General features: G+C 69.4%; 26 protein-coding genes and 1 pseudogene. 18 read left to right on the plus strand and 9 right to left on the minus strand.

The window, feature by feature from the left end:
* Positions 1 to 73: 73 nt before the first annotated feature.
* On the plus strand, positions 74 to 1,300 hold the full coding sequence (locus tag QTI33_RS26250; RefSeq protein WP_286509302.1) for an acyl-CoA dehydrogenase family protein: 1,227 nt from the start codon (positions 74 to 76) through the stop codon (positions 1,298 to 1,300).
* A gap of 6 nt (positions 1,301 to 1,306) precedes the next feature.
* On the opposite strand, the gene QTI33_RS26255 is transcribed toward QTI33_RS26250, so the two are convergent.
* On the minus strand, positions 1,307 to 2,128 hold the full coding sequence (locus tag QTI33_RS26255; RefSeq protein ID WP_286509303.1) for an alpha/beta fold hydrolase: 822 nt from the start codon (positions 2,126 to 2,128) through the stop codon (positions 1,307 to 1,309).
* A gap of 196 nt (positions 2,129 to 2,324) precedes the next feature.
* Here QTI33_RS26255 and QTI33_RS26260 point away from each other — a divergent pair, with 196 nt between their 5' ends.
* On the plus strand, positions 2,325 to 3,059 hold the full coding sequence (locus QTI33_RS26260) for a response regulator (protein ID WP_286509304.1): 735 nt from the start codon (positions 2,325 to 2,327) through the stop codon (positions 3,057 to 3,059).
* A gap of 21 nt (positions 3,060 to 3,080) precedes the next feature.
* On the opposite strand, the gene QTI33_RS26265 is transcribed toward QTI33_RS26260, so the two are convergent.
* Together QTI33_RS26265 and QTI33_RS26270 are read right to left on the minus strand one after the other, a co-directional pair.
* Entirely contained in the window at positions 3,081 to 3,272 is a 192-nt protein-coding gene (locus QTI33_RS26265) for a hypothetical protein (RefSeq protein WP_286509305.1), read from the minus strand.
* A gap of 16 nt (positions 3,273 to 3,288) precedes the next feature.
* On the minus strand, positions 3,289 to 3,810 hold the full coding sequence (locus QTI33_RS26270; RefSeq protein WP_286509306.1) for a Dps family protein: 522 nt from the start codon (positions 3,808 to 3,810) through the stop codon (positions 3,289 to 3,291).
* A 263-nt stretch (positions 3,811 to 4,073) separates the two neighbouring features.
* On the opposite strand from QTI33_RS26270, the gene QTI33_RS26275 reads away from it, so the two are divergent.
* From QTI33_RS26275 to QTI33_RS26320, 10 genes and pseudogenes are all read left to right on the plus strand, one after another.
* Positions 4,074 to 5,246: an ABC transporter substrate-binding protein gene (locus tag QTI33_RS26275; protein ID WP_286509307.1), complete on the plus strand. Its 1,173-nt coding sequence runs from the start codon at positions 4,074 to 4,076 to the stop codon at positions 5,244 to 5,246.
* The gene (locus QTI33_RS26280) at positions 5,243 to 7,078 is read left to right on the plus strand and encodes an ABC transporter permease (RefSeq protein ID WP_286509308.1); all 1,836 of its coding nucleotides are present in this window, start codon (positions 5,243 to 5,245) and stop codon (positions 7,076 to 7,078) included. The genes QTI33_RS26275 and QTI33_RS26280 overlap by 4 nt, the downstream gene beginning before the upstream one ends.
* A gap of 26 nt (positions 7,079 to 7,104) precedes the next feature.
* Positions 7,105 to 7,674 carry an OsmC family protein gene (locus QTI33_RS26285; protein ID WP_286509309.1) on the plus strand — a complete coding sequence of 190 codons (570 nt, stop codon included), beginning with the start codon at positions 7,105 to 7,107 and terminating at the stop codon, positions 7,672 to 7,674.
* Positions 7,658 to 8,524 (plus strand): ABC transporter ATP-binding protein, encoded by an 867-nt coding sequence (locus QTI33_RS26290; RefSeq protein WP_286509310.1) that lies wholly within the window; start codon positions 7,658 to 7,660, stop codon positions 8,522 to 8,524. The genes QTI33_RS26285 and QTI33_RS26290 overlap by 17 nt, the downstream gene beginning before the upstream one ends.
* Positions 8,521 to 9,372, plus strand: coding sequence for an ABC transporter ATP-binding protein (locus QTI33_RS26295; protein ID WP_286509311.1), 852 nt, complete (start codon positions 8,521 to 8,523; stop codon positions 9,370 to 9,372). The genes QTI33_RS26290 and QTI33_RS26295 overlap by 4 nt, the downstream gene beginning before the upstream one ends.
* Before the next feature lie 11 nt (positions 9,373 to 9,383).
* Positions 9,384 to 10,223: a VOC family protein gene (locus tag QTI33_RS26300; RefSeq protein WP_286509312.1), complete on the plus strand. Its 840-nt coding sequence runs from the start codon at positions 9,384 to 9,386 to the stop codon at positions 10,221 to 10,223.
* A 3-nt stretch (positions 10,224 to 10,226) separates the two neighbouring features.
* A pseudogene (locus QTI33_RS26305) lies at positions 10,227 to 11,273 on the plus strand (putative FMN-dependent luciferase-like monooxygenase); the annotation flags it as partial.
* Between the two features lie 297 nt (positions 11,274 to 11,570).
* The gene (locus tag QTI33_RS26310) at positions 11,571 to 11,954 is read left to right on the plus strand and encodes a CMD domain protein (protein WP_286509397.1); all 384 of its coding nucleotides are present in this window, start codon (positions 11,571 to 11,573) and stop codon (positions 11,952 to 11,954) included.
* Complete coding sequence (locus QTI33_RS26315) at positions 11,951 to 12,562, plus strand: alkylhydroperoxidase domain protein (RefSeq protein WP_286509313.1); 612 nt, start codon at positions 11,951 to 11,953, stop codon at positions 12,560 to 12,562. The genes QTI33_RS26310 and QTI33_RS26315 overlap by 4 nt, the downstream gene beginning before the upstream one ends.
* An 86-nt stretch (positions 12,563 to 12,648) precedes the next feature.
* Positions 12,649 to 13,149 carry a hemerythrin domain-containing protein gene (locus tag QTI33_RS26320; RefSeq protein ID WP_444814892.1) on the plus strand — a complete coding sequence of 167 codons (501 nt, stop codon included), beginning with the start codon at positions 12,649 to 12,651 and terminating at the stop codon, positions 13,147 to 13,149.
* Between the two features lie 29 nt (positions 13,150 to 13,178).
* Here QTI33_RS26320 and QTI33_RS26325 read toward each other — a convergent pair whose 3' ends face one another.
* The 4 genes from QTI33_RS26325 to QTI33_RS26340 all read right to left on the minus strand — a co-directional run bounded on the left by QTI33_RS26325 (position 13,179) and on the right by QTI33_RS26340 (position 16,603).
* Positions 13,179 to 15,236 (minus strand): AsmA family protein, encoded by a 2,058-nt coding sequence (locus tag QTI33_RS26325; protein WP_286509315.1) that lies wholly within the window; start codon positions 15,234 to 15,236, stop codon positions 13,179 to 13,181.
* Between the two features lie 63 nt (positions 15,237 to 15,299).
* On the minus strand, positions 15,300 to 15,497 hold the full coding sequence (locus QTI33_RS26330) for a hypothetical protein (RefSeq protein ID WP_286509316.1): 198 nt from the start codon (positions 15,495 to 15,497) through the stop codon (positions 15,300 to 15,302).
* Positions 15,498 to 15,650: 153 nt separating this feature from the next.
* Positions 15,651 to 16,319 carry a glutathione S-transferase family protein gene (locus QTI33_RS26335; protein WP_286509317.1) on the minus strand — a complete coding sequence of 223 codons (669 nt, stop codon included), beginning with the start codon at positions 16,317 to 16,319 and terminating at the stop codon, positions 15,651 to 15,653.
* A 77-nt stretch (positions 16,320 to 16,396) separates the two neighbouring features.
* Positions 16,397 to 16,603, minus strand: a complete 207-nt coding sequence (locus QTI33_RS26340; RefSeq protein WP_286509318.1) for a hypothetical protein — start codon at positions 16,601 to 16,603, stop codon at positions 16,397 to 16,399.
* Positions 16,604 to 16,785: 182 nt separating this feature from the next.
* Between QTI33_RS26340 and QTI33_RS26345 the strand changes: the two genes are divergently transcribed.
* Entirely contained in the window at positions 16,786 to 17,526 is a 741-nt protein-coding gene (locus QTI33_RS26345; RefSeq protein ID WP_286509319.1) for an SGNH/GDSL hydrolase family protein, read from the plus strand.
* A gap of 16 nt (positions 17,527 to 17,542) precedes the next feature.
* On the opposite strand, the gene QTI33_RS26350 is transcribed toward QTI33_RS26345, so the two are convergent.
* Together QTI33_RS26350 and QTI33_RS26355 are read right to left on the minus strand one after the other, a co-directional pair.
* Positions 17,543 to 18,622 (minus strand): flavodoxin family protein, encoded by a 1,080-nt coding sequence (locus QTI33_RS26350; protein WP_286509320.1) that lies wholly within the window; start codon positions 18,620 to 18,622, stop codon positions 17,543 to 17,545.
* A complete protein-coding gene (locus QTI33_RS26355) occupies positions 18,619 to 19,164 on the minus strand; it encodes a low affinity iron permease family protein (protein WP_444814893.1) in 546 nt (181 codons plus the stop codon). Before QTI33_RS26355 ends, QTI33_RS26350 begins: the two co-directional genes overlap by 4 nt.
* A gap of 439 nt (positions 19,165 to 19,603) precedes the next feature.
* On the opposite strand from QTI33_RS26355, the gene QTI33_RS26360 reads away from it, so the two are divergent.
* The 5 genes from QTI33_RS26360 to QTI33_RS26380 all read left to right on the plus strand — a co-directional run bounded on the left by QTI33_RS26360 (position 19,604) and on the right by QTI33_RS26380 (position 23,650).
* Positions 19,604 to 20,371, plus strand: coding sequence for a histidine phosphatase family protein (locus tag QTI33_RS26360; protein WP_286509321.1), 768 nt, complete (start codon positions 19,604 to 19,606; stop codon positions 20,369 to 20,371).
* A 7-nt stretch (positions 20,372 to 20,378) separates the two neighbouring features.
* Positions 20,379 to 21,314 (plus strand): NAD(P)H-hydrate dehydratase, encoded by a 936-nt coding sequence (locus QTI33_RS26365; RefSeq protein ID WP_286509322.1) that lies wholly within the window; start codon positions 20,379 to 20,381, stop codon positions 21,312 to 21,314.
* A gap of 95 nt (positions 21,315 to 21,409) precedes the next feature.
* Positions 21,410 to 21,649 (plus strand): hypothetical protein, encoded by a 240-nt coding sequence (locus QTI33_RS26370; RefSeq protein WP_286509399.1) that lies wholly within the window; start codon positions 21,410 to 21,412, stop codon positions 21,647 to 21,649.
* 205 nt (positions 21,650 to 21,854) lie between these two features.
* Entirely contained in the window at positions 21,855 to 22,742 is an 888-nt protein-coding gene (gene ku / locus QTI33_RS26375; RefSeq protein ID WP_286509400.1) for a non-homologous end joining protein Ku, read from the plus strand.
* Positions 22,739 to 23,650 carry a YihY/virulence factor BrkB family protein gene (locus QTI33_RS26380; protein ID WP_286509323.1) on the plus strand — a complete coding sequence of 304 codons (912 nt, stop codon included), beginning with the start codon at positions 22,739 to 22,741 and terminating at the stop codon, positions 23,648 to 23,650. The genes ku and QTI33_RS26380 overlap by 4 nt, the downstream gene beginning before the upstream one ends.
* The last annotated feature ends 104 nt before the right edge of the window (positions 23,651 to 23,754 follow it).

Consider the following 23,754-nt stretch of genomic DNA (forward strand, 5'->3'; position numbering starts at 1 on the left):
GCGCCGGCCGCGTTCTAATCGCGGACACCGGGCGCCAGGACCGGACGCCACCCTCCAGAACGAAGGACACACCATGTTTGCCGAACCCTCCGCCAAGACACAAGACCTGCTGCAGCGCCTGCGGCAATTCTTCGACCAGCACATCTACCCCAACGAAGCGCGCTATCACGAAGAGATGGATGCGTTTCGCCGCCAGGGCAACGCGTGGCAGGTCTCGCCGCTGATAGAGGAACTCAAGCCGCTGGCTCGCGCCGCCGGCCTCTGGAACATGTTCCTGCCGCACGAGCACCGCGGCGTGCCCGGCATCTCGAACCTCGACTACGCACCGCTGTGCGAGGTGATGGGGCGTGTCTCGTGGTCGGGCGAGGTGTTCAATTGCTCGGCCCCCGACACCGGCAACATGGAAACCATCGAGCGCTACGGCACCGAGGCGCAGAAGGACCAGTGGCTCGAGCCGCTGCTCGCGGGCCAGATCCGCTCGGGCTTCCTGATGACCGAGCCGGCCGTGGCCTCCTCGGACGCCACCAACATCCAGTGCACCATCACGCGCGAAGGCGACGAATACGTCATCAACGGCCGCAAGTGGTTCTCTTCGGGCGCGGGCAGCCCGCGCTGCAAGATCTTCATCGTGATGGGCAAGACCGACACCGAGGCGCCGCGCCATGCGCAGCAATCGATGGTGCTGGTGCCGCGCGACACGCCCGGCGTGAGCGTGCTGCGGCATCTCTCGGTGTTCGGCTACGACGACGCGCCGCACGGCCACATGGAGGTGCTGCTGGAGAACGTGCGCGTGCCGGTCGGCAACATCCTGCTGGGCGAGGGCCGCGGCTTCGAGATCGCCCAGGGCCGCCTGGGCCCGGGACGCATCCACCATTGCATGCGTTCGATCGGCGCGGCCGAGCGCGCGCTGGAGTTGATGTGCGACCGGCTTCGTTCGCGCATCGCCTTCGGCAAGCCCCTGGCCGAACAATCCGTCTGGCACGAACGCATCGCCGAGTCGCGCTGCCTGATCGACCAGGCGCGGCTGCTGACGCTGAACGCCGCCTACAAGATGGACACGGTCGGCAACAAGGAGGCGCGTGCCGAGATCGCCATGATCAAGGTGGTGGCCCCCAACATGTCGTGCAAGGTGGTCGACTGGGCCATCCAGGCCCATGGCGCGGCCGGTGTCAGCCAGGACTTCTGGCTGGCCGAGGCCTATGCGCACCAGCGCACCGTGCGCATCGTCGACGGGCCGGACGAGGTGCACCGCAATGCCATCGCCAAGCTCGAACTGGCCAAGCGGCCCGTGGCGGCGTAAGGAGGCTCAGCCCCTGGCGAAGGCCAGCAGGTCGGCGCTGACCTCGTCCTTGCGCGTGGTGCACATGCCGTGCGGCGCGCCCTGGTAGACCTTCAGCGTCGCACCCTTCACGAGTTCGGCGGACAGCAGGGCGGAGTCGGCGATGGGGACGATCTGGTCGTCGTCGCCGTGCAGGATCAGCGTCGGCACGTCGAACTTCTTCAGATCCGCGGTCAGGTCGGTTTCCGAGAAGGCCTTGACGCAGAAGTACGAGGCCGGCATGCCGGCGGCCATGCCCTGCAGCCAGAACGCATCGCGCACGCCCTCCGACACCTTGGCGCCGGGCCGGTTGTAGCCATAGAAGGGCAGGCTCAGGTCCTTCCAGAACTGCGAGCGGTCGGCCAGCACGCCGGCTCGGATCTGGTCGAAGGCCTCGATCGGCGTGCCGCCCGGGTTGCCTGCGGTCTTGACCATCAGCGGCGGCACGGCGCCGATCAGCACCGCCTTGGCGACCCGTCCGGTGCCATGGCGTCCGATGTAGCGGGCGACCTCGCCGCCGCCGGTCGAGTGCCCGACGTGGATCGCGTCTTTCAGGTCGAGCTGCTGCACCAGCGCCGCCAGGTCGTCGGCGTAGGTGTCCATGTCGTTGCCCTGCCAGGGCTGGCTCGAGCGGCCGTGGCCCCGGCGGTCGTGGGCGATGCAGCGAAAGCCGTGCGCGGCAAGGAAGAACATCTGGTCCTCGAAGGCATCGCTGGACAGGGGCCAGCCGTGGCTGAAGACGATCGGCTGGCCGCTGCCCCAGTCCTTGTAGAAGATCTCGGTGCCGTCGGCGGTGGTGATGCTGCTCATGGTGCTTCCTTCAGGTGAGTGGAGCCCCCACTGTGGGGCCCGCGCATTGCAGCGGCATTGCAGCCGGCGGCGGCCTGTTTCACCTGCAACCGAGCGTGCGGGCCAGGCTTTCGGCCAGCGCCTGCGGGTCGATCGATTTCAGTTGTAATTTGCACGTAGGCTTTCGTAGGAACAATTGCACTACGCTCCCAGCACCATGAATACCGCCGCCCCCCACATCCTTGTCGTCGACGACGATCCGGCACTGCGCGAACTGATGTCGGACTACCTGTCGGAAAACGAGTTCCAGGTGACGGCCGTCGCGACCGGGGCCGAGATGAACGCGGTCTTGCAGGACAGCGTGATCGACCTGGTCCTGCTCGATCTCCGGCTGGGCCGCGAGGACGGCATGCAGCTGGCGCGCAGCCTGCGCGACACCAGCGAGGTGCCGGTCATCATCGTCACCGGCAAGCAGGAGGAGGCCGACCGGGTGATGGGCCTGGAGATCGCGGCCGACGACTACGTCACCAAGCCCTTCAGCAACCGCGAGATGCTGGCGCGCATCCGAGCGGTCCTGCGCCGCTACCAGGCGCGCGCCGATGCGGTGCCGTTGGGCCGCAGCACCAAGCGCCGCGCCTATCGCTTCGCCGGCTGGGAGCTCAACCTGCTGGCCCGCCGGCTGACCTCGCCCGAGGGACAGCGGGTCGAGCTCAGCAACGGCGAGTTCAACCTGCTGCTGGCGCTGTGCGAGCAGCCGCAGCGCGTGCTGTCGCGCGACCAGCTGCTGGAGCTCTCGCGGCTGCACGGCGCCGAGGTCTACGACCGCTCCATCGACGTCCAGATCCTCCGGCTGCGGCGCAAGATCGAGGTCGATGCCTCGGCGCCGAAGATGATCCGCACCGAGCGCGGCGCGGGCTACGTGTTCGAGCCGCAGGTCCAGGCGCTGCACTGAGCGCCGGGCCGCGGCCCGCCCTCAACGCCGCGGCTGCCTGGTGTCCGCAGCGCGCGGCCTGGACGGCACGTCGAGCCCGTCGACGCGCCGGCTCAATGCGCTCAGCTGCTGGTGCAGGGTCGAGACGCTGGCGCGGAGGTCGTCGAACTGCTGGGCCTGGAACTTCGATTGCCGCTCCAGCGCGGACAGCAGCAGTTCCGTGATGTCGGACATGGTGCTGCCCGCCCGCTCAGGCCTGCCGCCCGGTCTCGAACAGGAACCAGGCGCGTCGCTCGGCTTCGTCGATCCAGTTCTCCAGCAGGCTGGCCGTGGCGACGTCGCCGTGCCCGTCGCACATCGCGTGGGTGGCGCGCATGAAGTCGGCCAGGCGCAGGTTGTCCTCGCGCAGTTCGGCGAGCATGTCGGCCGGCGTGACGAAGGGCGCATCGTTGTCCGACAGGCGCTGGTGGCGCGAGATGTCGCCGATCGACCGCAGCGTGGTGGCGCCGAGCTTGCGGGCGCGTTCGGCGATCGGGTCGGTGGCCGCGAAGAGCTCGGCCGACTGGTCGTCGAGCATCAAGTGGTAGTCGCGGAAATGCGGGCCGGACATGTGCCAATGGAAGTTCTTGGTCTTCAGGTACAGCGCGAAGCTGTCCGCGAGCAGGGCCGCCAGGCCGGCGCCGATGTCGCGACGGGCCTCGGTGCCGAGGGTCGTCGGCGTGCGCAGCGGCGCCTGGCGGCGGGCGATGGTGGATTCGAGTGGAGTGGACATGGAAGCGGCCTCTGTGAGTTGCATCGGTGGAGGATGAAGCGCCGGCCGATGCGGTGCCGGCGTCCATGGACGAACTTTGCGCATCGAGGATTGCCGGTTGATTTCAGGTCCGCGCGGCGATCTTGCAGTTGAAATCGACCGCGGCGCCCTACGCCTGGGCGCCCGGGTATGCGGAAACCGACTAAGGGTCTGCCGATCGCGTCGTTCACAGGCGCGCGCCGCAGGCGAAGAATCCCTGTCCTCACCACCAGGATCCTTCGCGCATGCTGCACCGTCATACCTTCATCCGCCTCGCCGCCGCGCTGCTGCTGGCACCGGCGCTGGCCGCGGCCGCGCCCGCCACCGGCGAGCCCGTCTGGTTCGGCGTCAGCGGCCCGCTCACCGGCCAGAACGCCCAGTACGGCGCCCAGTGGAAGGCCGGCTTCGACCTGGCGCTGGAGCGCATCAATGCCGATGGCGGCATCCATGGCCGGCCGCTCGCTTACGTCTTCGAGGACAGCCAGAGCGACCCGCGCCAGGCCGTCGGGCTGGCGCAGAAGTTCGTCAACGACAAGCGCATCCAGATCGAGCTCGGCGACTTCTCGAGCCCGGCGTCGATGGCCGCCTCGCCGATCTACCAGCGTGCCGGGCTGGTGCAGCTGGGCTTCACCAACTCGCACCCGGACTTCACCAAGGGCGGCGACTACGTCTGGAGCCCGTCGGTCAGCCAGGCCGATGCGCAGCCGCTGCTGGCCGACCTGGCCGTGAAGACGCTGGGCTTCCAGCGGGTCGCGGTGCTGTTCCTCAACACCGACTGGGGCCGCACCAGCCGCGACGTGTTCGTGAAGGCCGCCGAGGCCCGCGGCGCCCAGGTGGTGATCGCCGAGGGCTACCAGCCCGACGAGAAGGACTTCCGCTCGACCCTGGTGCGGGTGCGCGATGCCAACCCCGATGGCCTGGTGCTGATCTCCTACTACCCGGACGGCGCGCTGATCGCGGGCCAGGTGCGCAGCGTCGGCCTGAAGCAGCCGATCGCCGCCAGCGGCTCGGTGTACTCGCCCAAGTTCATCGAGCTGGGCGCCGCCGCCGTCAACGGCATCCACACCAACACCGCCTTCTTCCCCGATGAGCCGCGTCCCGAGGTGAAGGACTTCGTGCAGCGCTTCCGGGCCAAGTACGGCAAGGAGCCCGATGCGTTCAACGCCTATGCCTACGACGCGGTGGTGATCGCCGCCGCGGCGCTGCGCGTGGCCGGCCCGAAGGGCGACCGCACGGCCGTGCGTGACGCCTTCTACAAGATCAAGGACGTGCCGAGCGTGGTCTTCGGCAAGGCCAACTTCGATCCGCAGACCCGCCGCGTGATCGGCGTCAAGAGCATCGACCTCGTGGTGCAGGACGGCAAGTGGGCCCTGAGCGACGGCAAGCCCGCCAAGGCCTCGGTCGCCGCGGCGCGATGAACCTGTCGTTCACGTCGTTCTTCGACTACACGGTCAACGGCCTGATCATCGGCAACATCTATGCGTTGCTGGCGGTCGGGCTGGCGCTGATCTTCGGCGTCTCGCACCTGATCAACTTCGCCCACGGCTCGGTCTACACGGTGGGGGCCTACATTGGCTGGGCCGCCATCACCTTCCTGCACACGCCGCTGCCGCTCACCATCGTGTTGGTGGTGCTGGGCTCGGGTACGCTCGGCATGCTGATCGAGCGGGTCGGCCTGCGGCCGCTGCAAGGCTCGGCGCGCATCGCGCCGCTGCTGGCGACCATCGGCATCAGCTTCGTGCTCGACATCCTGGTCCAGCTGGTCGCGAGTCCCGACCCGCGGGCGCTGCCGACGCAGTTGCCCGACTGGCGGCTGCAGATCGGCTCCGGCACCATCGGCGCGCTCGACCTGCTGATCGCCGGCATCGGCCTGGCCAGTGCGGCGCTGCTGTTCGGCTTCCTGCGCTTCACCAAGCTCGGCTGGGCCGTGCGGGCGACCGCGCAGGACCGCGACGCGGCGCAGCAGATGGGCGTGGACGTGAACCGGGTCAACCAGAGCGTGTTCGCGATCGCCTCCGCGCTCGGCGGCCTCTCGGGGCTGCTGGTCGGCATGTACTACAACAACATCAGCCCCGCGATGAGCTTCCAGGCGACGCTCAAGGGCGTGGTCGCGACCGTGGTCGGCGGCGTCGGCAACGTGCCGGGCGCGATCGTCGGCAGCATGCTGCTGGGCCTGATCGAGAGCTATGGCGTGGCGCTGTTCGGCACGCCCTACCGCAACCTGTTCGCCTTCGCGCTGCTGCTGGTGATCCTGGTCTGGAAGCCCGACGGCCTGTTCGGGCGCCGGCGCGCCTTGCCGCCCGAGCCGCTCACCGGCACCTTCATCGCGCCGAGCCGGCCCTGGCACCCGCCGCGCTGGCTGCAGGCCGCGCTGTTCGCGCTGGCCGCCGTGCTGCCGCTGCTCGGGCCTTCGCCCTACCTGCTGCAGACCTTGACCAACGCGTGGCTCTATGCGGCGCTGGCCCTGAGCCTCACCCTGGTCGCGGGCACCATCGGCCAGATCTCGCTCGGCCATGCGGGCCTGCTCGCGATCGGCGCCTACGCCTCTTCGCTGCTGGTGCTCGACCTGCAGCTGCCGGTGGGCACCGGCATCCTGCTCGCGGGCCTGCTCACCGCGCTGATCGGCACGGCGCTGATCTTCCCGGCCTTCCGGCTGCGCGGGCACTACGTGTCGATCGCCACGCTCGGCATCGGGGAGATCGTCGCCCTGACCATCCTCAACTGGGAAAGCCTCACGCGCGGACCGATCGGCGTCTCGGGCATTCCGCCGCTGTCGCTGTTCGGCCGCGACGCCTCGTCGAACAACGCCTTCTACTGGGCCTCCTTCGGTGCGATGGTGCTGCTGGCGCTGCTGCAATGGCGCCTGCTGCGCTCGCACCTGGGGCGCACCTTCCGCGCGGTGCGCGAGGACGAGGTGGCGGCGCGCGCCTACGGCGTCAGCCCGGACCGCTACAAGGCGATGGCCTTCGGCTTCGGCGGCTTCGCCGCGGGCGTGAGCGGGGCCTTCACGGCGCACCTGTATTCCTACATCAACCACGAGACCTTCACCTCGCAGATCTCCATCCTCGCGCTGACGATGGTGATCCTCGGCGGCCTCGGCAACATCAGCGGCGCACTGCTCGGCGCGGTCGCGCTGGTGAGCCTGCCCGAGCTGTTCCGCGTGACGGCCGAGTACCGCATGCTGATCTACGGCATCGCGCTGCTGCTGCTGATCCGCTTCCGCCCGCAGGGTCTGCTGGGCACCGTCTGAACACCCGTCAACCAAAGGACGACCGCATGAGCCATCTGAACGACTACCTGGCCGAGAAGCGCGCCGCCGTGCTGGCCCGCAATGCCGCCGTCGAGGCCGGCACCGCGCAACCGGCGCAGCTCAAGGCGCGCGTCAGCGCCGAAGGCCGCAGCGGCGTGCGCCGGCTGCGCATTCGCGACCACCAGGTCATCAGCGACAGCCCGCCCGACTTCGCGGGCTACAACCTGGGCCCGAGCTCGCCCGAGCTGCAGCTCGGCGTGCTGGGCACCTGCGTGACGCACATCTTCCTGATCCAGGCGGCCGAGCGCCAGGTGCCGCTCGAGAGCCTCGAGGTCGAGGTGACCGGCCTCATCGACCCGCGCGCCGGCAAGCCGGGCCACGAGCAGACGCCGATCTGGCCGCACCTGATCGGCTACACGGTGCACATCGATTCGCCGGCCTCGCGCGAGGAGATCGATGCCCTGTTCGAGGCCGTCGAGCGCAACTGCCCGATCCTGAACCTGCTGCGCCATCCGCAGACCATCCGCGCCGAGGTCCGCCTGGTCGACTCGAAGGCCAACTCGAGCGTGAAGGCAGGCGATGCCGTCGCTGCTTGAGGTCGAGGGCCTGACCCGCCGCTTCGGCGGCCTGACCGCCGTGGACGGCGTGGGCCTTCGGGTGGCGGCGGGCGAACTGGTCAGCGTGATCGGGCCCAACGGCGCGGGCAAGACCACGCTGTTCAACCTCGTCACCGGCCTCGACCAGCCCGACGGCGGGCGCGTGCGCTTCGACGGCGTCGACATCACGGGCTGGCCCGCGCAGAAGCTCGCCCAGCACGGACTCGCGCGCACCTTCCAGCACGGGCGCGTGTTCGCCAACCTGAGCGTGCTGGACAACGTCCTGGTCGGCGCCCACACGCGCCTGCGGGCGGCGCGGCCGCGCCTGGGCGGCGTGCCCGGCGCCGCCGCGCTGGCCGAGCTCGCTCTGGCGCTGGTGCAGCCGCCCGCGGTGACGCGCGAGGAAGCGCGCCTGCGCGAGGAGGCACTGGCGATCATCGCGCTGTTCGGCGAACGCCTGGCGCCACGCATCCACCACCCGGCGCACAGCCTTTCGTACGCCAACCGGCGGCGGGTGGAGATCGCCCGCGCGCTGGCGCTGCAGCCGCGCCTGCTGCTGCTCGACGAGCCCACGGCCGGCATGAACGAGAGCGAGACCGCCGAAATGCTGGAGATCATCCGCGCGCTCAAGTCGCGCGGCCAGAGCATCCTGCTCATCGAGCACAAGCTGGACCTCGTGATGCAGCTGTCGGACCGCGTGGTGGTGCTCGACGACGGCCGCAAGATCGCCGAGGGCCTGCCGCAGGCGGTGCGCAACGACCCGGCGGTCATTGCGGCCTACCTCGGCAACCGGCATGTCGGGCGGGCGCCGGTCGTGGCGCCGGCGGCCGAACCGGCGGTGGCGGCATGAGCGCGCTCGCGACCGTGGCCCGCACCGGCCTGGCGCCGGGCCCGGCCTGGGGCGAACCGCGCGACGAAGGGGCGCCGGCGCCTCGCGCGGGCGGGTTGCCGGCCGGCGAGCCCCAACCGCTGCTCTCGCTGCGCAAGATCAACAGCTTCTACGGCCCGGTGCAGGCCCACTTCGACCTCGACCTGGAGGTTCGACCCGGCCAGATCGTCAGCCTGCTGGGCGGCAACGCGAGCGGCAAGTCGACCACGATGAAGGTGGTGCTCGGGCTGCTCAAGCCGCGCTCGGGCGAATTGCAGTTCGAGGGCCGTTCGCTGCTCGGGCTGGCGACGCCGCAGGTGGTCCGGCGCGGCATCGGCTCGGTGCCCGAGGCGCGGCGGCTGTTCCCGGCGATGACGGTGCGCGAGAACCTGCTGATGGGCGCCTATGCGCGCAACGACCGCAAGGCGGTGGCGGAGGACCTGGCGCGCATGCTCGAGCTGTTTCCGCGCGTCGCCGAGCGCATCGAATTCCAGGCCGGCACGCTGTCGGGCGGCGAGCAGCAGATGGTGGCGATGGCGCGCGCGCTGATGGGCCGGCCCCGCCTGCTGTGCATGGACGAGCCCACCATGGGGCTGTCGCCCCTCTATGTCGACAAGGTGCTCGAACTCATCGCGCGCATCAACCGCGAGGGGATCTCGGTCTTCATGGTCGAGCAGAACGCCAGCCTGGCGCTGCAGATCGCGCACCACGGCTACGTGCTGCAGACCGGGCGCATCGTGCTGAGCGGCCCGGCCCACCGGCTGCTGGCCGACGAGCGCATCCGCGACGCCTATCTCGGTGGCGGCGACGCCGCCCGCACCGCTTCCTGAAAGAAAGCTCCATGTCCCTCTTCCTCGATCACATCGTGATCGCCGTCCACGATCTCGAGGCGGCCATCGACGACTACGCCGCGCTCGGCTTCCACGTGCTTCGCGGTGGCGAGCACCCGGGCCGCCCGACGCACAACGCGCTGGTGGTGTTTGCCGATGGCAGCTACTTCGAACTGATCGCCTGGCGCGAGCCTGCGCCCGCGGATCGCTGGTGGCAGTTGCTCCAGCGGCGCGGCGAGGGGATCGTCGACTTCGCCCTGTTGCCAGCCGACACCGCCGCGACCGTGGCCGCCGCGGCCGGCCGGGGGCTCCGGCTGGAAGGCCCGCTCGACGGCGGACGGCTGCGGCCGGACGGCGAACGCCTTCGCTGGCAGACCGCGCGCCCCGCCACGCCCGACCTGCCTTTCCTGTGCGGCGACATCACGCCGCGCGCGCTGCGCGTGCCCGAGGGCGATGCGCGGCGGCATCCGAACGGCGCCACGGGCGTGGCGAGCCTGGCGCTCACCGTGCACGACCTGGACGCCACGCTGGCACGCTACCGGGCCTTGCTGGGACCCGCCGCCGCGGGCGTCGGCCGCGCGGTGACGCTCGGCGGCGGGCGCGGCCGGCTGGCGTTGATCGCGCTGGCAGAGACGTCGCTGCTGCTGTGGGCCCCCGACGCGCAGCGGTCATCCGATGCCGGGGAAGCCGAGGAGGGCGCGCACGGCGATCCGCTGCAGCAGCGGCTCGCGGTGCGGGGCGAGGGGCCGCATGCGGTGGTCCTGCGCACCCGCGGCGACGCCTCGGCCCGAACGCCCGCCCTGACGCTCACGCATGGCGCGAGCATCGAGTTCGAACAAGAGGCGGCCTGAGCCATGTCCGATCTTTCTGCATCGGGCGCAAGCCGGGTGCCACCCAAGCGCCTGGGCTTCTTCAGCCGGCTGCTCGACGATGCGCCCGCGAGCGAGCGCTATCGCCTCGTGGCCGAGCAGATCGCGCACGCCGAGCGCTTCGGCTTCGACACCGCCTGGGTGGCGCAGCACCATTTCCACGAGGCGGAGGGCGGCCTGCCGTCGCCCTTCGTGTTCCTCGCGCACGTGGCCGCGCGGACCTCCCGGATCCGGCTCGGCACGGGGGTCGTGACGCTGCCGCTGGAGAACGCGGTGCGGGTGGCCGAGGACGCGGTGGTGTTCGACCTGCTGTCGGGCGGCCGGCTCGAGTTCGGGGTCGGCACCGGCGGCACGCCGTCGTCGTTCACGGCCTTCGGGCTGGACAGCGAAGCGCGCAACGAGGTCTTCGCCCGCCACCTGGCCGTGGTGCGCGAGGCCTGGGGCGGGCGTCCGCTGGCGGGCGGCGATCGGCTGTATCCCTTGTCGCCGGGGCTGGCCGCGCGGATCTGGCAGGCTACCTTCTCGGTCGCCGGCGGCGCCAGGGCTGGCCTGGCGGGCGACGGCCTGATGCTGTCGCGTACACAGCCGCGCCCCGAGGACCGGCCGCGGGCTGCGCTGGCCGAGTTGCAGCGCCCGATCATCGACGCCTACCTCGAGCGGCTCCCGGCGGGGTGCGCACCGCGCATCATGGGCTCGCGCTCGGTGTTCGTGGCCGACGACCGCGAAGAGGCCTTGCGCCTGGCCGAGCAGGGCCTGCGCCAGGGCGCGGCCCGGCTCGCGATCCCGGGCCGGCCGGGGCCGCAGGCCAGCCTGCGGGAACTGATCGAGGGCTACGACGTGCACGTGGGAACGCCATCGGAGGTCATTGCCTCCCTGCAGCGGGACCGCACGCTCGACCACGTGACGGACCTGGTGTTCCAGGTGCATTCGGTGGATCCGCCGCATTCGCTCATCCTGCGCTCGATCGAGCTGGCCGCCACCGAGGTGGCGCCGGCGCTCGGCTGGGCCCGTGCGGCGACACCGTCTTCCACCCCCTCTCATCGTTCGCATGACCACCACCTTCAGACACGACACGATCGACGAATTGGCAGACGTGCAGCCGGGCAGTTTTCTCGACGGACTTCGCGCGCGCCGCCCGCAGACGCGCCGCCACAGCCAGCAGAGCCACCTGGCGCTGTTCGATCCGGTGGCACCGGCGTCGACCGAATTCACGCGGGCCGAACGATTCGCCGTCGCCGCCTTCGTCGTGGCGCTGCACCGGCAGCCGGCGCCGCTGCGCTTCTATGCCGAAAGGCAGGCGCGGGGGCGCCGTCCGGCTGGGCGGAGACGATTGCCGCCGAGGCCGCCTCCGGCGCGGCATCGGGTCCGTACGGGCGCTATCCCGACGGACCCCTGAGCGCCGAGGATGCCGACGGCCCGGCCTACCGGACCAGCGGGGAGGGCAGGGCGGTGCTCGGCGATCGCCTCTCGGCGGCGCTGGCGCATGCGCACCTGCTGGTGTTCCACCCGCGCGATGCGGGCAGGGAGGCGTTGCAGACCCTGCTCGACGCCGGTTGGTCCGCGGACGACATCGTGACCCTGTCCCAACTGGTCGCCTTCCTGGCCTACCAGCTGCGGGTGGTGGTGGGCCTGCAGGCGCTCGACGCCTCCGCTGCCCCGGCCGACCCGCTCGCCGAAACCTCCACGACCTTCCAGACCCGTCCTTCCGCATGACCGCCACGACCCTTTCGCATCCCGCACGCACGCCGCCCGATCGCTTCACGCAGGACGAACTCGACTGGCTGCCCTGGCTGCAGCCCCTGCCGGAGGGCGCGCTGACCGATCGCCACCGCGAAGGGCTGGTCGATGCCGCGCGCGCGAAGTCGCCTTATTTCATGCTGCTGGCGCGCGACCCCGACATCCTGGGCGCCCGCACGCGGACGGACAAGGACATCTTCTACAACCTCGACGGCGGCCTGCCGCGGGCCGAGCGCGAACTCGCGGCGGCCGCGGCCTCGCGCCACAACGGCTGCATCTACTGCGCCTCGGTGCATGCGCGCTTCGCGACCCATTTCTCGCAGCGCGGCGCGGACGTGCAGCGGCTGCTGGACGAGGGCACGGCCACCGTGCTCGACGACCGCTGGCAGGCGATCGTCGAGGCCGCGGTGGCGTTGTCATCGACCCCGATCCATTTCGATGCGACGCACGTCGAGCGCCTCCGGGCGGTCGGCCTGGACGAGCTCGCGATCTCCGACCTGGTCCATGGGGCCGCCTTTTTCAACTGGGCGAACCGGCTGATGCTGTCGCTTGGCGAGCCCGCGTCGGCAAAGCTGCGCGTTTGAAAGGGCGTGTCGCCTACGTGCCCGGGTGGTGGCCGTTCGCAAGATGGGGACTTCGACCCCATTCACACCACCCGCCAGAAGGACCCATGATGACCACCACCCCCAAGCGCGCCGCGCCCGATGCCTGCAGCCTCCTCGATGCCGACCATCGAAAAGTCAAGAAGATGTTCGGCGACTACGAGACCCTCACGAAGTCGAAGGCCGCGAGCGCGGGGCAGAAGAAGCGCGACCTGGCGAACGAGATCTGCATGGAACTCACGGTGCATGCGCAGATCGAGGAGGAGATCTTCTACCCGGCGTTGCGCCAGGCCATCAAATCCACCGATCTGCTGGACGAGGCCGAGGTCGAGCACGCGACGGTCAAGGACCTGATCGCGCAGCTGGAATCGGCGTCCGAGGTCGACGAGATGTTCGACGCCAAGGTCAAGGTGCTCGGCGAGTACATCGATCACCACGTGAAGGAAGAGCGCAACGAGATCTTCGTCAAGGCACGCGCGGCGCGCAGCCTCGACCTGGTCGCCATGCGCGAGCAGCTTGCCGCGCGCAAGGAGGAGCTGCTGGAATCGCTCACCGGCGTCACCGCCTGATCAGGCGCAGGCAGGGGCCCTTCCAGGACTCATGGCTTCCTGGCCCCCTGCCGACCAGGGAGCGCGGGGCCACCCGCCTGCTTCACCGCGCCGGTGACCTGGCGCTGAATGGCCCCGCAGTTCGTTTCTTCACCCGGACCGGTCTCGATCAGGGGGATCAGTGCCGCCAGCGGGTTGAGCGCCGCCAGTCCGAGCGCCGCGCCCAGGCGAGCGGCCAGCGGGCCTTTCACGATCTCGAACTCAGGCTGCTTGAACGACCCGTGCAGCCGCACCGGGGTGCGCAGCGACAGCAGGCCGACCTCCTTGGGCTTGGGTGCCACCGTGATGTCGAAGCGCTCGTGCTCGAGGTCGAAGCTGCCGCTGCCCAGCACCTGGGTCTGCTCGGTGTCGACCACGAAGAGGGTCGACTTGCCGCGCCCGCCCGCGACGTCGAAATTCACGCCGCCACAGCGGATCACGATGTCCTTGTCGCCGCCGGCCAAGAGCGTCAGCACCTTGCCGCCGTTGAGCCCGCTCGCCGCATCCAGCAGGTTCGAGATCCTGCCGTTCACCACCGTCGCGGCAATGCGCCCGTCGGCCTTGGCCGCCGCGTCCGCGATCGAGTTGCCCGTGCCCTTGAGCCGCAGCGTGGCGCCGACCCGGCCCGCGCCCTTGGCCACGGTGGCCGGCATGGCCGGCAAGAGCTCGCCGACGCGCACGCGCTGCAGGTCGATCTGGACGTCCGACCGGATCGTCGGCTCGCGGGCGTCGAGCGCGACCTTGGCGGCCAGGGTGCCGCCCGCGAAGCCGAAGTCGAGCGGGTCCACTTTCAGCCGCGCGTCCTGCAGGCGCAGAGAAGCCTTGAGGCTCTCCAGAGGCAGGGCCTCGGGCACCACCAGCTGGCTGGCGACCAGGTCGACCTCGGCGTCGATCTTCTGCAACCGGCTGCCATCGAAGCGGCCGGCCGGCAGCACGTGGTCCGGGTCGATCGCCTTCTCCTTGGCCTTGGCGGCCGGGCGGCTGCTGCTCTCGGACTGCGACACCGCGGGCTTGCCGCCGCTCTCCTTGGTCTGGACGCCGATCAGCGGACCCAGGTCGGCGAGGTTGAGGCGCTTGCTGCGGAGGTCGGCCGTGAGCAGGGGACGGGGCTTGCGGTCGATGTAGGCACCCTTGCCGCTGACGTCGCTCGAGCCGATGTGGCCGGCCAGGTCGTCCATGGTGTAGCGGTTGCCTTTCAGCACCAGGTGGCCCTGCAGCCGGTACGGCGGCGACGCCGGCAGCGGCAGCAGCAGGAACGGATAGAGGTTGGCCAGCGTCTGGCCTTCGATGCGCAGCTGCACGTCGATGCCCGAGATGTCCGCGGCGTCGGCGATCGTGCCCTCGATCGCGGCGCGCGTGGTGCCGGCGTCGAGCCGGCCTTGCAGCGGGAAGGGCACGCCGGATTCCTGGAAGCTCAGGACGTCGCCCGTCAGTGCCTGGCCCGAGAACCTGGCGTGGTGGTAGCTGCCCTTGAAGTCGTATTGCGTGGTGTAGCGGTTGTTGTCGGGCCTCGCGTCGGCGTCCTTGGCCTTCTGCTGGGCCGCCGGATCGAAGGTGGTGCCCTGGACCTCGAGTTCGAAGGGCTCGCCGTGGTCGATGTAGCGCAGCCGGCCGTGGTCGACCGAGAGCGTGCTGATGCGCAGCTTGCTCGGCGAGGTGTCATCGGGATCGGAGAGGATCCAGTTCTTGCGGTTGTCGGGCAGGCGTTCGAAGACCAGGTCGGGGCGCGTGAGCGCTACGCGAGGTACCAGGATCTTTTCGGGCAGGTCGCGCAGCGACACCGAGAACTCCAGCATCTCGACCTGGGCCATCGCCGGCTCTCCCTTCGCCCACGCGGCATTGCCGAAGTAGACATCGCGCATGCGGATCGTCGGCGTCAGGCCGAGCTTCACGTGCAGGTCGGAGGTCCGGAATTCGCGCTCGGTCTTCTTCGAGATGTAGCGCTCGAGCGGCGGCCGCACCCAGTTCCAGTCGAACGATGCGAAGAACACCACCACGGCAGCGACCAGCAGGCCGAGCGCCGTCCAGATCGGATGGCGGCGCAGCAGGCTGTGGCGCGATGGGTTCATGGAAGTGTCGATCTCGGGGCTGCGCTGGCGACGCCGGCCTGCCGCGGCGACGGGGGCGACGACTCAACGGGCGGGAAACCGCTCCGGCAGCGGCCCCGGATCCTCTTCGCCAGTGGTGCGCTCCTTGGCGCCCTTGCCGGCATCGCGACCCAGATCCTTCATCATCTGCTCGCCCACGGGGTCCTTCCCGTCGAGGGGAACCGACTCTTCGGCGCCCAGCTCCGGCTCTTCGTTGCTTGCATCTTTGCGAGGGGTGTTCATGGCAATGCTCCTGTGATGACGCACCTTGACCCCTGGCGAGGCCATCCGGCCTAGGGAGAAAGCCGAAACCCCTGTCAGCGCCGGCCGACCGCTGGCACCCGAAGGAACGGCGCCCCGCCCGGCCGGCGGCGAAGGCCGCAGACAAGGCGTCGGCTACGGGTCTTCGCTCTCCCATTGGTCCACGAACGGGTAGCGCGCCGCCCAGTGGTCCAGCAGCCGGGGCTCGGTGTCGACGCGCCGCACCACCTCCGCCATGCGCGGGGCTTCGCGGTAGAACCGAAGCCGGCGCGGCTGCCAGCGCGACACCACCGTGACGTACAGGTCCAGCACGCTCAGCCGGTCCCCCAGCAGGTAGCGGGGCCCACGCGGCAGCTGTGCATCCATGTCCCGCCAGCACTGCGCGATCCGCTCGGCGGTTCGGTCGAGGAGGGTCGCTTGCGCCTCCGGGCTGGCGGCGAGACGGGAGGGCTCGTCGCGGACCCAGTAGAGCGAGTAGATCGCAGCCGAGACGAAGCTCATCCAGCGCAGAAACTGGCCCCGGGTCGGATCGTCGATGCTCGGCGCCAGGCCTGCGGCGGGGTAGCGGTCGGCAAGCCACACCAGCATCGCGGCGCTCTCGGTCATGACTTCGCCGGAGGGCAGCACCAGCACCGGCACCTGGCGCATCGGATTCACGGCCATCAGCCGCCCGCGCTCCTGTTCGCCTTGCCAGGGAGCGACGTCCACGACCTTGACCGGCAAGTCCAGCAGCGTGAGCGCCGCATGCACCGGCGTGGCGCCGGAGCCCGGCGCACCATAGAGGATGAAGGGGGCGGAGGCCATGCCGTACCTCGCAAGGGAATGCGCCAAGCTAGCACGCGGACTGTCGCGAAGTCTGTAGGCCCGCGCCCCGCATGGACTCAATAGCGATAGGGGTTGTCCGGACGCCGGTCGTAGCGATCCGGCACCCCGTCGCGGTCGTAGTCACGGCGCGCGCCGGGCGGCGGCGGCGGGGCAGGTCGGCTGTAGTAGGCCCCGGGCGGCGGTCCGGCGTCGTACGGAACGGCAACGCAGCCGGTCAGCGCGGCGGCGGCGCCAGCCAGGAGGAGGGGGAAGAGTGTTTTCATGAAGTTGAAGTTGCGCCGATCCGCATCGCCTGGCAGCGGCGGATCCGCCCGTGTCCAGGTAGGTGCATGCCCTTTTTGACGGTGGCGTTAACTTGATGGCGCTCGCCAATCCGACCCAACGATGTCAATGTTCTGCCCGCGCCAGTGCCCGGGAGCGGCCGCATCAGATGGAGGGGCGAACCATGATTGCATTTCTTGTCTCCGTGTTGCTGGCTGGACTGCTTGCAGGTTGTGGCGGCGGAGGCGACGGCGGCATGGCCGTCGGCACCGTGGTCCAGTCCGACGCGCCACCCGCCGCCGGTTCGTCGAAAGGGCTGGACACCGCTCCCCGCCTCAAGCCGGACGAAGATGCAGCGCTGTGCACGGTCGAGATCTATGGCGACTCGATCATGGCCCTTAACGGAACCGCGGAATCGCCCGTGATGACGCTGCAGCGCATCCGGCCCAACCTGGTGTTCACCGATCATTCGGCCCAGGGCATGAGGCTGCTCGACCTCGCGTCTGCCTTTCCCTGGGTGACTCGCAGCGCCCGCTTCGTGATCATCGAGAACGGCGTCATCGACGCCTGGCAAGGGGCGAGCATCAACGCGGTCATCAACGAGTACAACGCCATCATCCAGAGGGTGCGGGACGAGGGCCGGGTTCCGGTGCTGACCGGCTTTTCGCACCAGGCCAGGGGTGGGCCCATGGGATATGGCGACCTGCTGCGCCGGGACTTCTACGATTCCGTGGTCCAGGCGGTCGCCGCGAACACCCACACCGCCTTCGCCGACTGGGGGTCGGTGCCCTTCTATGGCGCCTGGGATCTGCTCGACTTCGTGCATCCCAACAAGAACTACAGCGACCGGCTGGTCGGGCGGCTCGCGATCACCCTCGATCCGCTCACCACGAACTGCACGAACCTGCTGGTTCCCGCCGGCTGATCGGGCCGGGGGTGGCCTATTTGGGCCTGGGCCGCGACAGTGCGCGGTCCGGCACGCTGAGCCTGCCCGCGCGCAGCTCGCGCACGGCGAGGGCGACGGCGCGCGCCACGTTGCGGGTTTCCTCCTGCATGTCGACGTCGCGGTCCAGCGTGTCGTGGCTGGTGGCGTACGGCTCGTAGTAGCCGATGTAGCGGTCCAGCCGGGCCTGTGCGCCGGCGTCGACAAGGCCCATCCAGTCGAGCCAGTCGCAAAGATTGCGGCGCAGGCTTTCGATGCCGGCGACGTCGCCATGCACCAGCACGCCGTAGACGCGGCCGGCCAGGTGCTTGGGAAAGTGCCAGCCGTCGCCGTCCAGTTCCAGCGCCTTGGCCTCGTCGGCCTTCTTGCCGTGCGTGCTGGTCGGATCGGGATTGCCGCCGTCGGCGCACACCAGCCGGTCGATCATGAGCTTCAGCGGGCTCGTGGCCTGGTACCAATGCGTGGGCGTGATCAGTATCACACCGTGCGCCGCCACCCAGCGCTCGTAGATCTCGTTCATCCAGTCGCCGATCTGGCGCAGCGAATGATTGGGGTAGCAGCTGCACGGCCAGTGGCACAGCGGCATGGCGGTCGAGACACAGCTCTTGCAGGGATGGATCTGCTTGCCGTATTCCGAGGTCACCAGACTCAGGTCCAGCACGTCCGCCTGGATGTCGGCGGCTACGAGCACTTCGCGCGCCAGTTCGGTGAGCCGCCAGGATTTCGATACTTCGCCGGGACAGGTGCCGTCGTTGCGCGGCGATCCGTTGACCAGCAAGACACGCGATCGCGTGTCCGGTCGGCCCCACAGCGCCTGTGCGGCATCGATGCGCGCCTTGCATTCGATCCAGTCCACGGAGAGCTCGTACTGCGGATCCGCATGACCGGCGCCTGCCTTGCGCGTGACAGGCGCCTTGCGCCCTTGCTCGTAGGCCTCCCACGCGATGAGCTCGATGCGTTCGAGTGCCTTCGCCTCCGCCTTGAAGGCGGGGTCCTGGTAGGGCTGCATGAATCGATCGTGGAACGCGGCGCGCTGCAGCGACTCGGGCGCCTGTCCTTTCCGGATTCTCGGCGTCATTGCGTCAGCCTCGTCTGCGCTGGGCCTGCACCGGGGCGCCGATCGGTCGGCATGCCCTCTTCGTCGATGGAATGGGTCTCCTTGCCTCTGCCACCGTCCTTGGCGCGGGCGGCCAGGCGGACGTAGAACTCCGCCACGTCCCGCAGGTCCTGCTCGTCCAGGTCCTCGATCCCGATCATGCGATTGCTCGCCTGCTTGCTGGCCGCCAGAAGCTCGTTGAGCTTCAGGTGCAGTGCGATGCTGTCCTTGTTCTGGCTTTGCTGGATCATGAACACCATCAGGAACGTGACGATGGTGGTGCCCGTGTTGATGACGAGCTGCCAGTTCTCCGAGTAGTGGAAGAAGTGCCCGAGCGCGGCCCAGACCACGACCGAGGCCAGGGCCAGCGCGAACGCAAGCGGCGAGCCGGCCCATCGGGTGACCCGCGACGCAAAACGGTCGAAGGCCGTCAGGACGACGGAATGGCTGGCATAGGCCGACGTGTTCGTCGTCGGCATCGAGCCCAGCGCTTCATCCTGCGGCGGAGCCAGATCTGGGGGCATTCTTTTTTCCTTCTTGGCAAGGATTCCAGCGCCGCGCGCTGCACTCGTTCGAGTGGCAGAGTTTCCAGGCACGGGGGGACGGGGTGGTGTCGGCGGGGTGTTGCCAAGGATGTAGGCGGGCACGCAGCGTCCGACCGGGCGGGCGCCGGGGGCGCCCGCCGTCGACCTGCTTCGCGCCAAGAATGGAAGCTGTCCTACGCCGTTGCATTGCGCCACATCGCATGGTTTGCTGTGCTTCGGCAGCCCTCGGACGCCAGGTCCGCGCCGCAGCTGGATCCAGCCCTTTCCAACCGGGAGCCGCCATGGCCTATGCGAAGTACGAGCAGCGAGGTTGCGAGCCTGACCACGCGGAGGAGGCCGTGGGTGGAAGCGCAGCGCGCGTGCGGTCAGAGGGCGGGCCGGTGATGTGGGCTTTCGGCCCGGCGGCGGTGGCCGCGCCATGAACGCCGGCTGGCCAGGGCAGCTGTGGATCGTCCGGCATGGCCAGAGTGCCGGCAACGTCGCGCGCGACGCGGCGGAATCCGGAGGCTTGGCCGTCATCGACCTGGCTTGGCGTGACATCGATGTTCCGCTGTCGGAACTCGGGGTGCAGCAGTCCATGGCGTTGGGCGACTGGTTCGCCAAGCTGCCTGCGCACGAGCAGCCCGAGGTGATCCTGTGCTCGCCTTACGAGCGCGCGCGCCAGACCGCCGAGCTGGTCGCCGATCGTGCCCGCATGTCCAGCCCGGCCGCTCGCCTGCGCCTGGACGAGCGCCTGCGCGAAAAGGAGTTCGGCATCCTCGACCGGCTGACGAAGTTCGGCATCCAGCAGAAGCATCCCGAACTCAACGAGCAGCGACTGCATGTCGGCAAGTTCTACTTCAGGCCACCCGGGGGCGAAAGCTGGTGCGACGTGATCCTTCGATTGCGCAGCCTGATCGAAATGATCACGCGGGAATATGCGCAGCGCCGCGTGCTCGTGGTGGCGCACCAGGTCATCGTGAACTGCATGCGATACCTGCTCGAACGCCTCGACGAGAACAAGATCCTCGAGATCGACCGCCAGGGCGACGTTCCCAATTGCGCCATCACCTCCTACCGCGCCGGACGCGGTCCTGGGGATGAAGAGATGCTGCAACTGGACCTGGTCAATTTCCTCGCCCCGCTGCGCGAAGCGGCCACGCCCGTCACCACCGCCCCCGACCTGCCGACGGCGGCGAAACCTTGAGCGCGCGATGGACGCGACCGGTTCCCGACCGAAGCGACTGACACCTGCCGCCCTGGCGCGTTGGCCGCTGCCGAAGCCGGGTGACGATGCGGACAAGGAGGATCGCGGCCATGTGCTGATCGTTGCTGGCAGCCAGGAGATGCCCGGTGCGGCGCTGCTGGCTGCCGTGGCAGCATTGCGGGCAGGCGCAGGCAAGCTCACGATGGCGGCGCCGGCATGCATCGCGCAAGGCCTCGCGTTCGCGGTGCCCGAGGCGCGCGTCGTCAGCCTTCCCCAGGCGCGCAGCGGCGGCCTGCTCGTTCGCGGCGGCGATGCGCTCGCCGCCACTGCGGAGCACGTCCGGGCGCTGGTGGTGGGGCCCGGCATGCAGGATGAACGCGCGACCGTCGGCTTCGTGCGCGCGCTGATGCCGCTGTTCTCTCACGCGACGGTGGTGCTGGATGCCTTGGCCCTGTCGATCGTCCGCCACGGCGCGCTGGACCAGCCGACGGTATTGACGCCGCACGCTGGCGAGATGGCCTACCTCAGCGGACAGAGCAAGGAGGCCGTTTGTGCCGACCCGGTCGGAGCGGCCCGCGAGGCGGCCACGCGCTGGAACGGCTGCGTGGCGCTGAAGGGGGGCAGCACCGTCATTGCCTCGCCGGACGGCGCGATGTGGAAGTTCGACGATGGCGCGGCAGGCTTGGCCACCTCCGGTTCCGGCGACACGCTGGCGGGATTGATCGGCGGCCTGGCGGCGCGTGGCCTGCAGCCCCTCCCCGCATGTGCCTGGGGTGTGGTCGCGCACGCCAGCGCTGGCGCTGCATTGGCGCGCTTGCACGGTCCGGTGGGCTACCTGGCGCGCGAGTTGGCTCGCGAGCTGCCCGGCAGCCTGCACGCTCTCAGCCAGCGGCGGCGACGCGGGTCGAGCCCATCGCCTACCCGCGCGCTGGTCGCTGGATGACCGGGCGCGAAGGCACCGACACGGAGATTGCAGCCTTCGAACATGCAACAGGACATCCTCGCCTGCGCGACTGCGCGCAGGCGACAGCACCGAACGTGGACTTTCTGGACCTCGTGCAATGGCCGGCATTCGCGGCATCGATCGCTGCGGCCTATCTGGTCGGCTCCAACTCGAAGGGAAAACGCAATGCGGGCTTCTGGATATTCCTGCTCAGCAACGTCCTTTGGGTGGCTTGGGGGATTCACACCGCCGCGTGGGCCCTGATCGCGCTGCAGCTCTGCCTGGCCGCGCTCAACGTTCGGGGCTTGTTCAAGACCGAGGCGTCACCGCCGTGAGCGGCTTCGCCGCCGGCGCGTGCGGGCGCCTGCGGGCGTTCTCTCGATGGCTTCGCCCGTCAATCCCTACAGCCGCTGGGTCTTCCGGCTGACGGCTCGCGGCCTCGCGTCCGGCGAAGATCGCGCCAATTCATGGGCAAACGCTCGGATGCGCCGCCGGGGCCACCCCGGTCATCGGATCCAGAGCAACTTCGAAAGAACTGGGATGGCCACCGGCAGCAGAACACTTTGGAAGGGCGCGATCACCTTCGGCCTGGTCCACATCCCCGTCGGCCTGCACACCGCAACCACCGAGGAGGGGGTCGATTTCGACTGGTTGGACAAGCGCACCATGGACCCGGTCGGCTACAAGCGCGTGAACAAGAAGACCGGCAAGGAGATCGACAAGGACAACATCGTGAAGGGCGTCGAGTACGAGGACGGAAAGTACGTCGTCATCTCGCCCGACGAGATCGAGGCGGTGTATCCGCGCACGACCCAGACGATCGAGATCCAGCGCTTCGTCGATGCGAATGCGCTCCCCTTTGTCTATCTCCAGCGACCCTACTACGTGGCGCCGATCAACAGAGGCCATAAGGTCTACGCGCTGTTGAGGGAAGTGCTGCACAAGACCGGCAAGATCGGATTGGCCAAGGTGGTGATCGCCACCAAGCAGCACCTGGCCGCGCTCGTGCCCGGCGAGAAGGCGCTGGTCCTCAACCTGCTTCGGTGGGGCGACGAGGTGAAGTCGCTCGAGGGCCTGGATCTTCCCGGTGCGGGCATCAAGGGCGCCAAGATCAGCGGGGCGGAAATGAAGATGGCCGAGCAGCTCGTGAAGAGCATGTCGGGCGGGTGGAAGCCGGAAGATTTCAAGGACGAGTTCAAGCACGAAGTCATGAAGCTCGTGGCGAAGAAAGTGAAGGCGGGAGACACCGAAACCGTGATCCAGCCGGAAGAAGAGGCGCCGTCGGAAGGCGCGGAGATCATCGACCTGACTGATCTGCTCGCCCGCAGCCTCAAGGGCGCGAAGGCGCCGAAGCCGGCCGCGCGAAAGACGCCGCGCAAGGCGCCAGCCCGCAAGAGCGCGGCGGCGAAGGCGCGCAAGTCGGCGTGAACGGCAAGCACATCGGCCCCCGGATCGCCTGGGCCTGGGCCCGGCTGCGGCAGGCCGCGCTGGCCACCCCCGGCCTGCGCATCGTGCTGCTGGCCATGCGCAACTACATCCTCCACCAAAGCGCGAACCAGGCGGGCAGCCTGGCGTTCTCGTCCGTGCTGGCGATGTTTCCGCTTCTGATCCTGGTGTCCGCCGCAGCCGGCTTCTTCGGCCAGCCCGGCGATGCGGCGGCCTTGGCCGCCCGCGTGATGGGCTATGCGCCGCAGGTGGTGCGCGACGCGGTGCAGCCGGTCATCGATCAGGTGCTGGCGCAGCGCAATCAGGCGCTGCTGACCATCGGCGTGATTGCAACGCTCTGGACCGCCTCCTCCGGCCTGCAGGCGGTGCGCACGGCGCTCAACCGTTCGTACGGCATCCAGCGTGGCCTCCCGTTCTGGAAGGCGCGGATCAAGGTCACCCTGTTCACGGTGGTCGTGGGCGCCGGCGTCCTGGCGGCGTTCAGCTCGGTGATCATCATGCCCATCGTGTGGCAGCTGCTGGAGGCGAACGTGGGGGCTGGCGAAGAGCTTCTCTGGCTGCGCAACAGCGTACGCTACGGCTCGGCCTTCCTGGTGCTGAGCGTCCTGTACGCGCTGCTCTACGGCTGGCTGCCGGACGTTCGCCAGCGGCTGGTCTCGGTGATACCGGGCGCCGTCGTCGGTGCGACGCTGTGGGTGGGGGCCGCCGCCACGCTGTCCTACACCCTGCGCACGGCGGGCAACCTGGCGTTGATCTATGGCAGCTTCGCCGGCGTGGTCGCGACGCTGGTCTTCCTGTACATCAGCGCCGCCACGCTGATTTTCGGCGCCGAGGTCAATGCAGTGCTGCACGCACCCGCGATCGGGCCCGCGCCGGCGCCGGCGGGCTGATGCGACCCGGCCGCGGCATTCTCCTACTCGCGTCGACTGAACTTTCTTCCGCGAACACGCCCCTGGGCCCGCATACCCTGCGGTCCCTCAGTTGGATCCGGGGG

The organism is Variovorax davisae, from assembly GCF_030316845.1.
GTDB classification, from domain to species: domain Bacteria; phylum Pseudomonadota; class Gammaproteobacteria; order Burkholderiales; family Burkholderiaceae_C; genus Variovorax; species Variovorax davisae.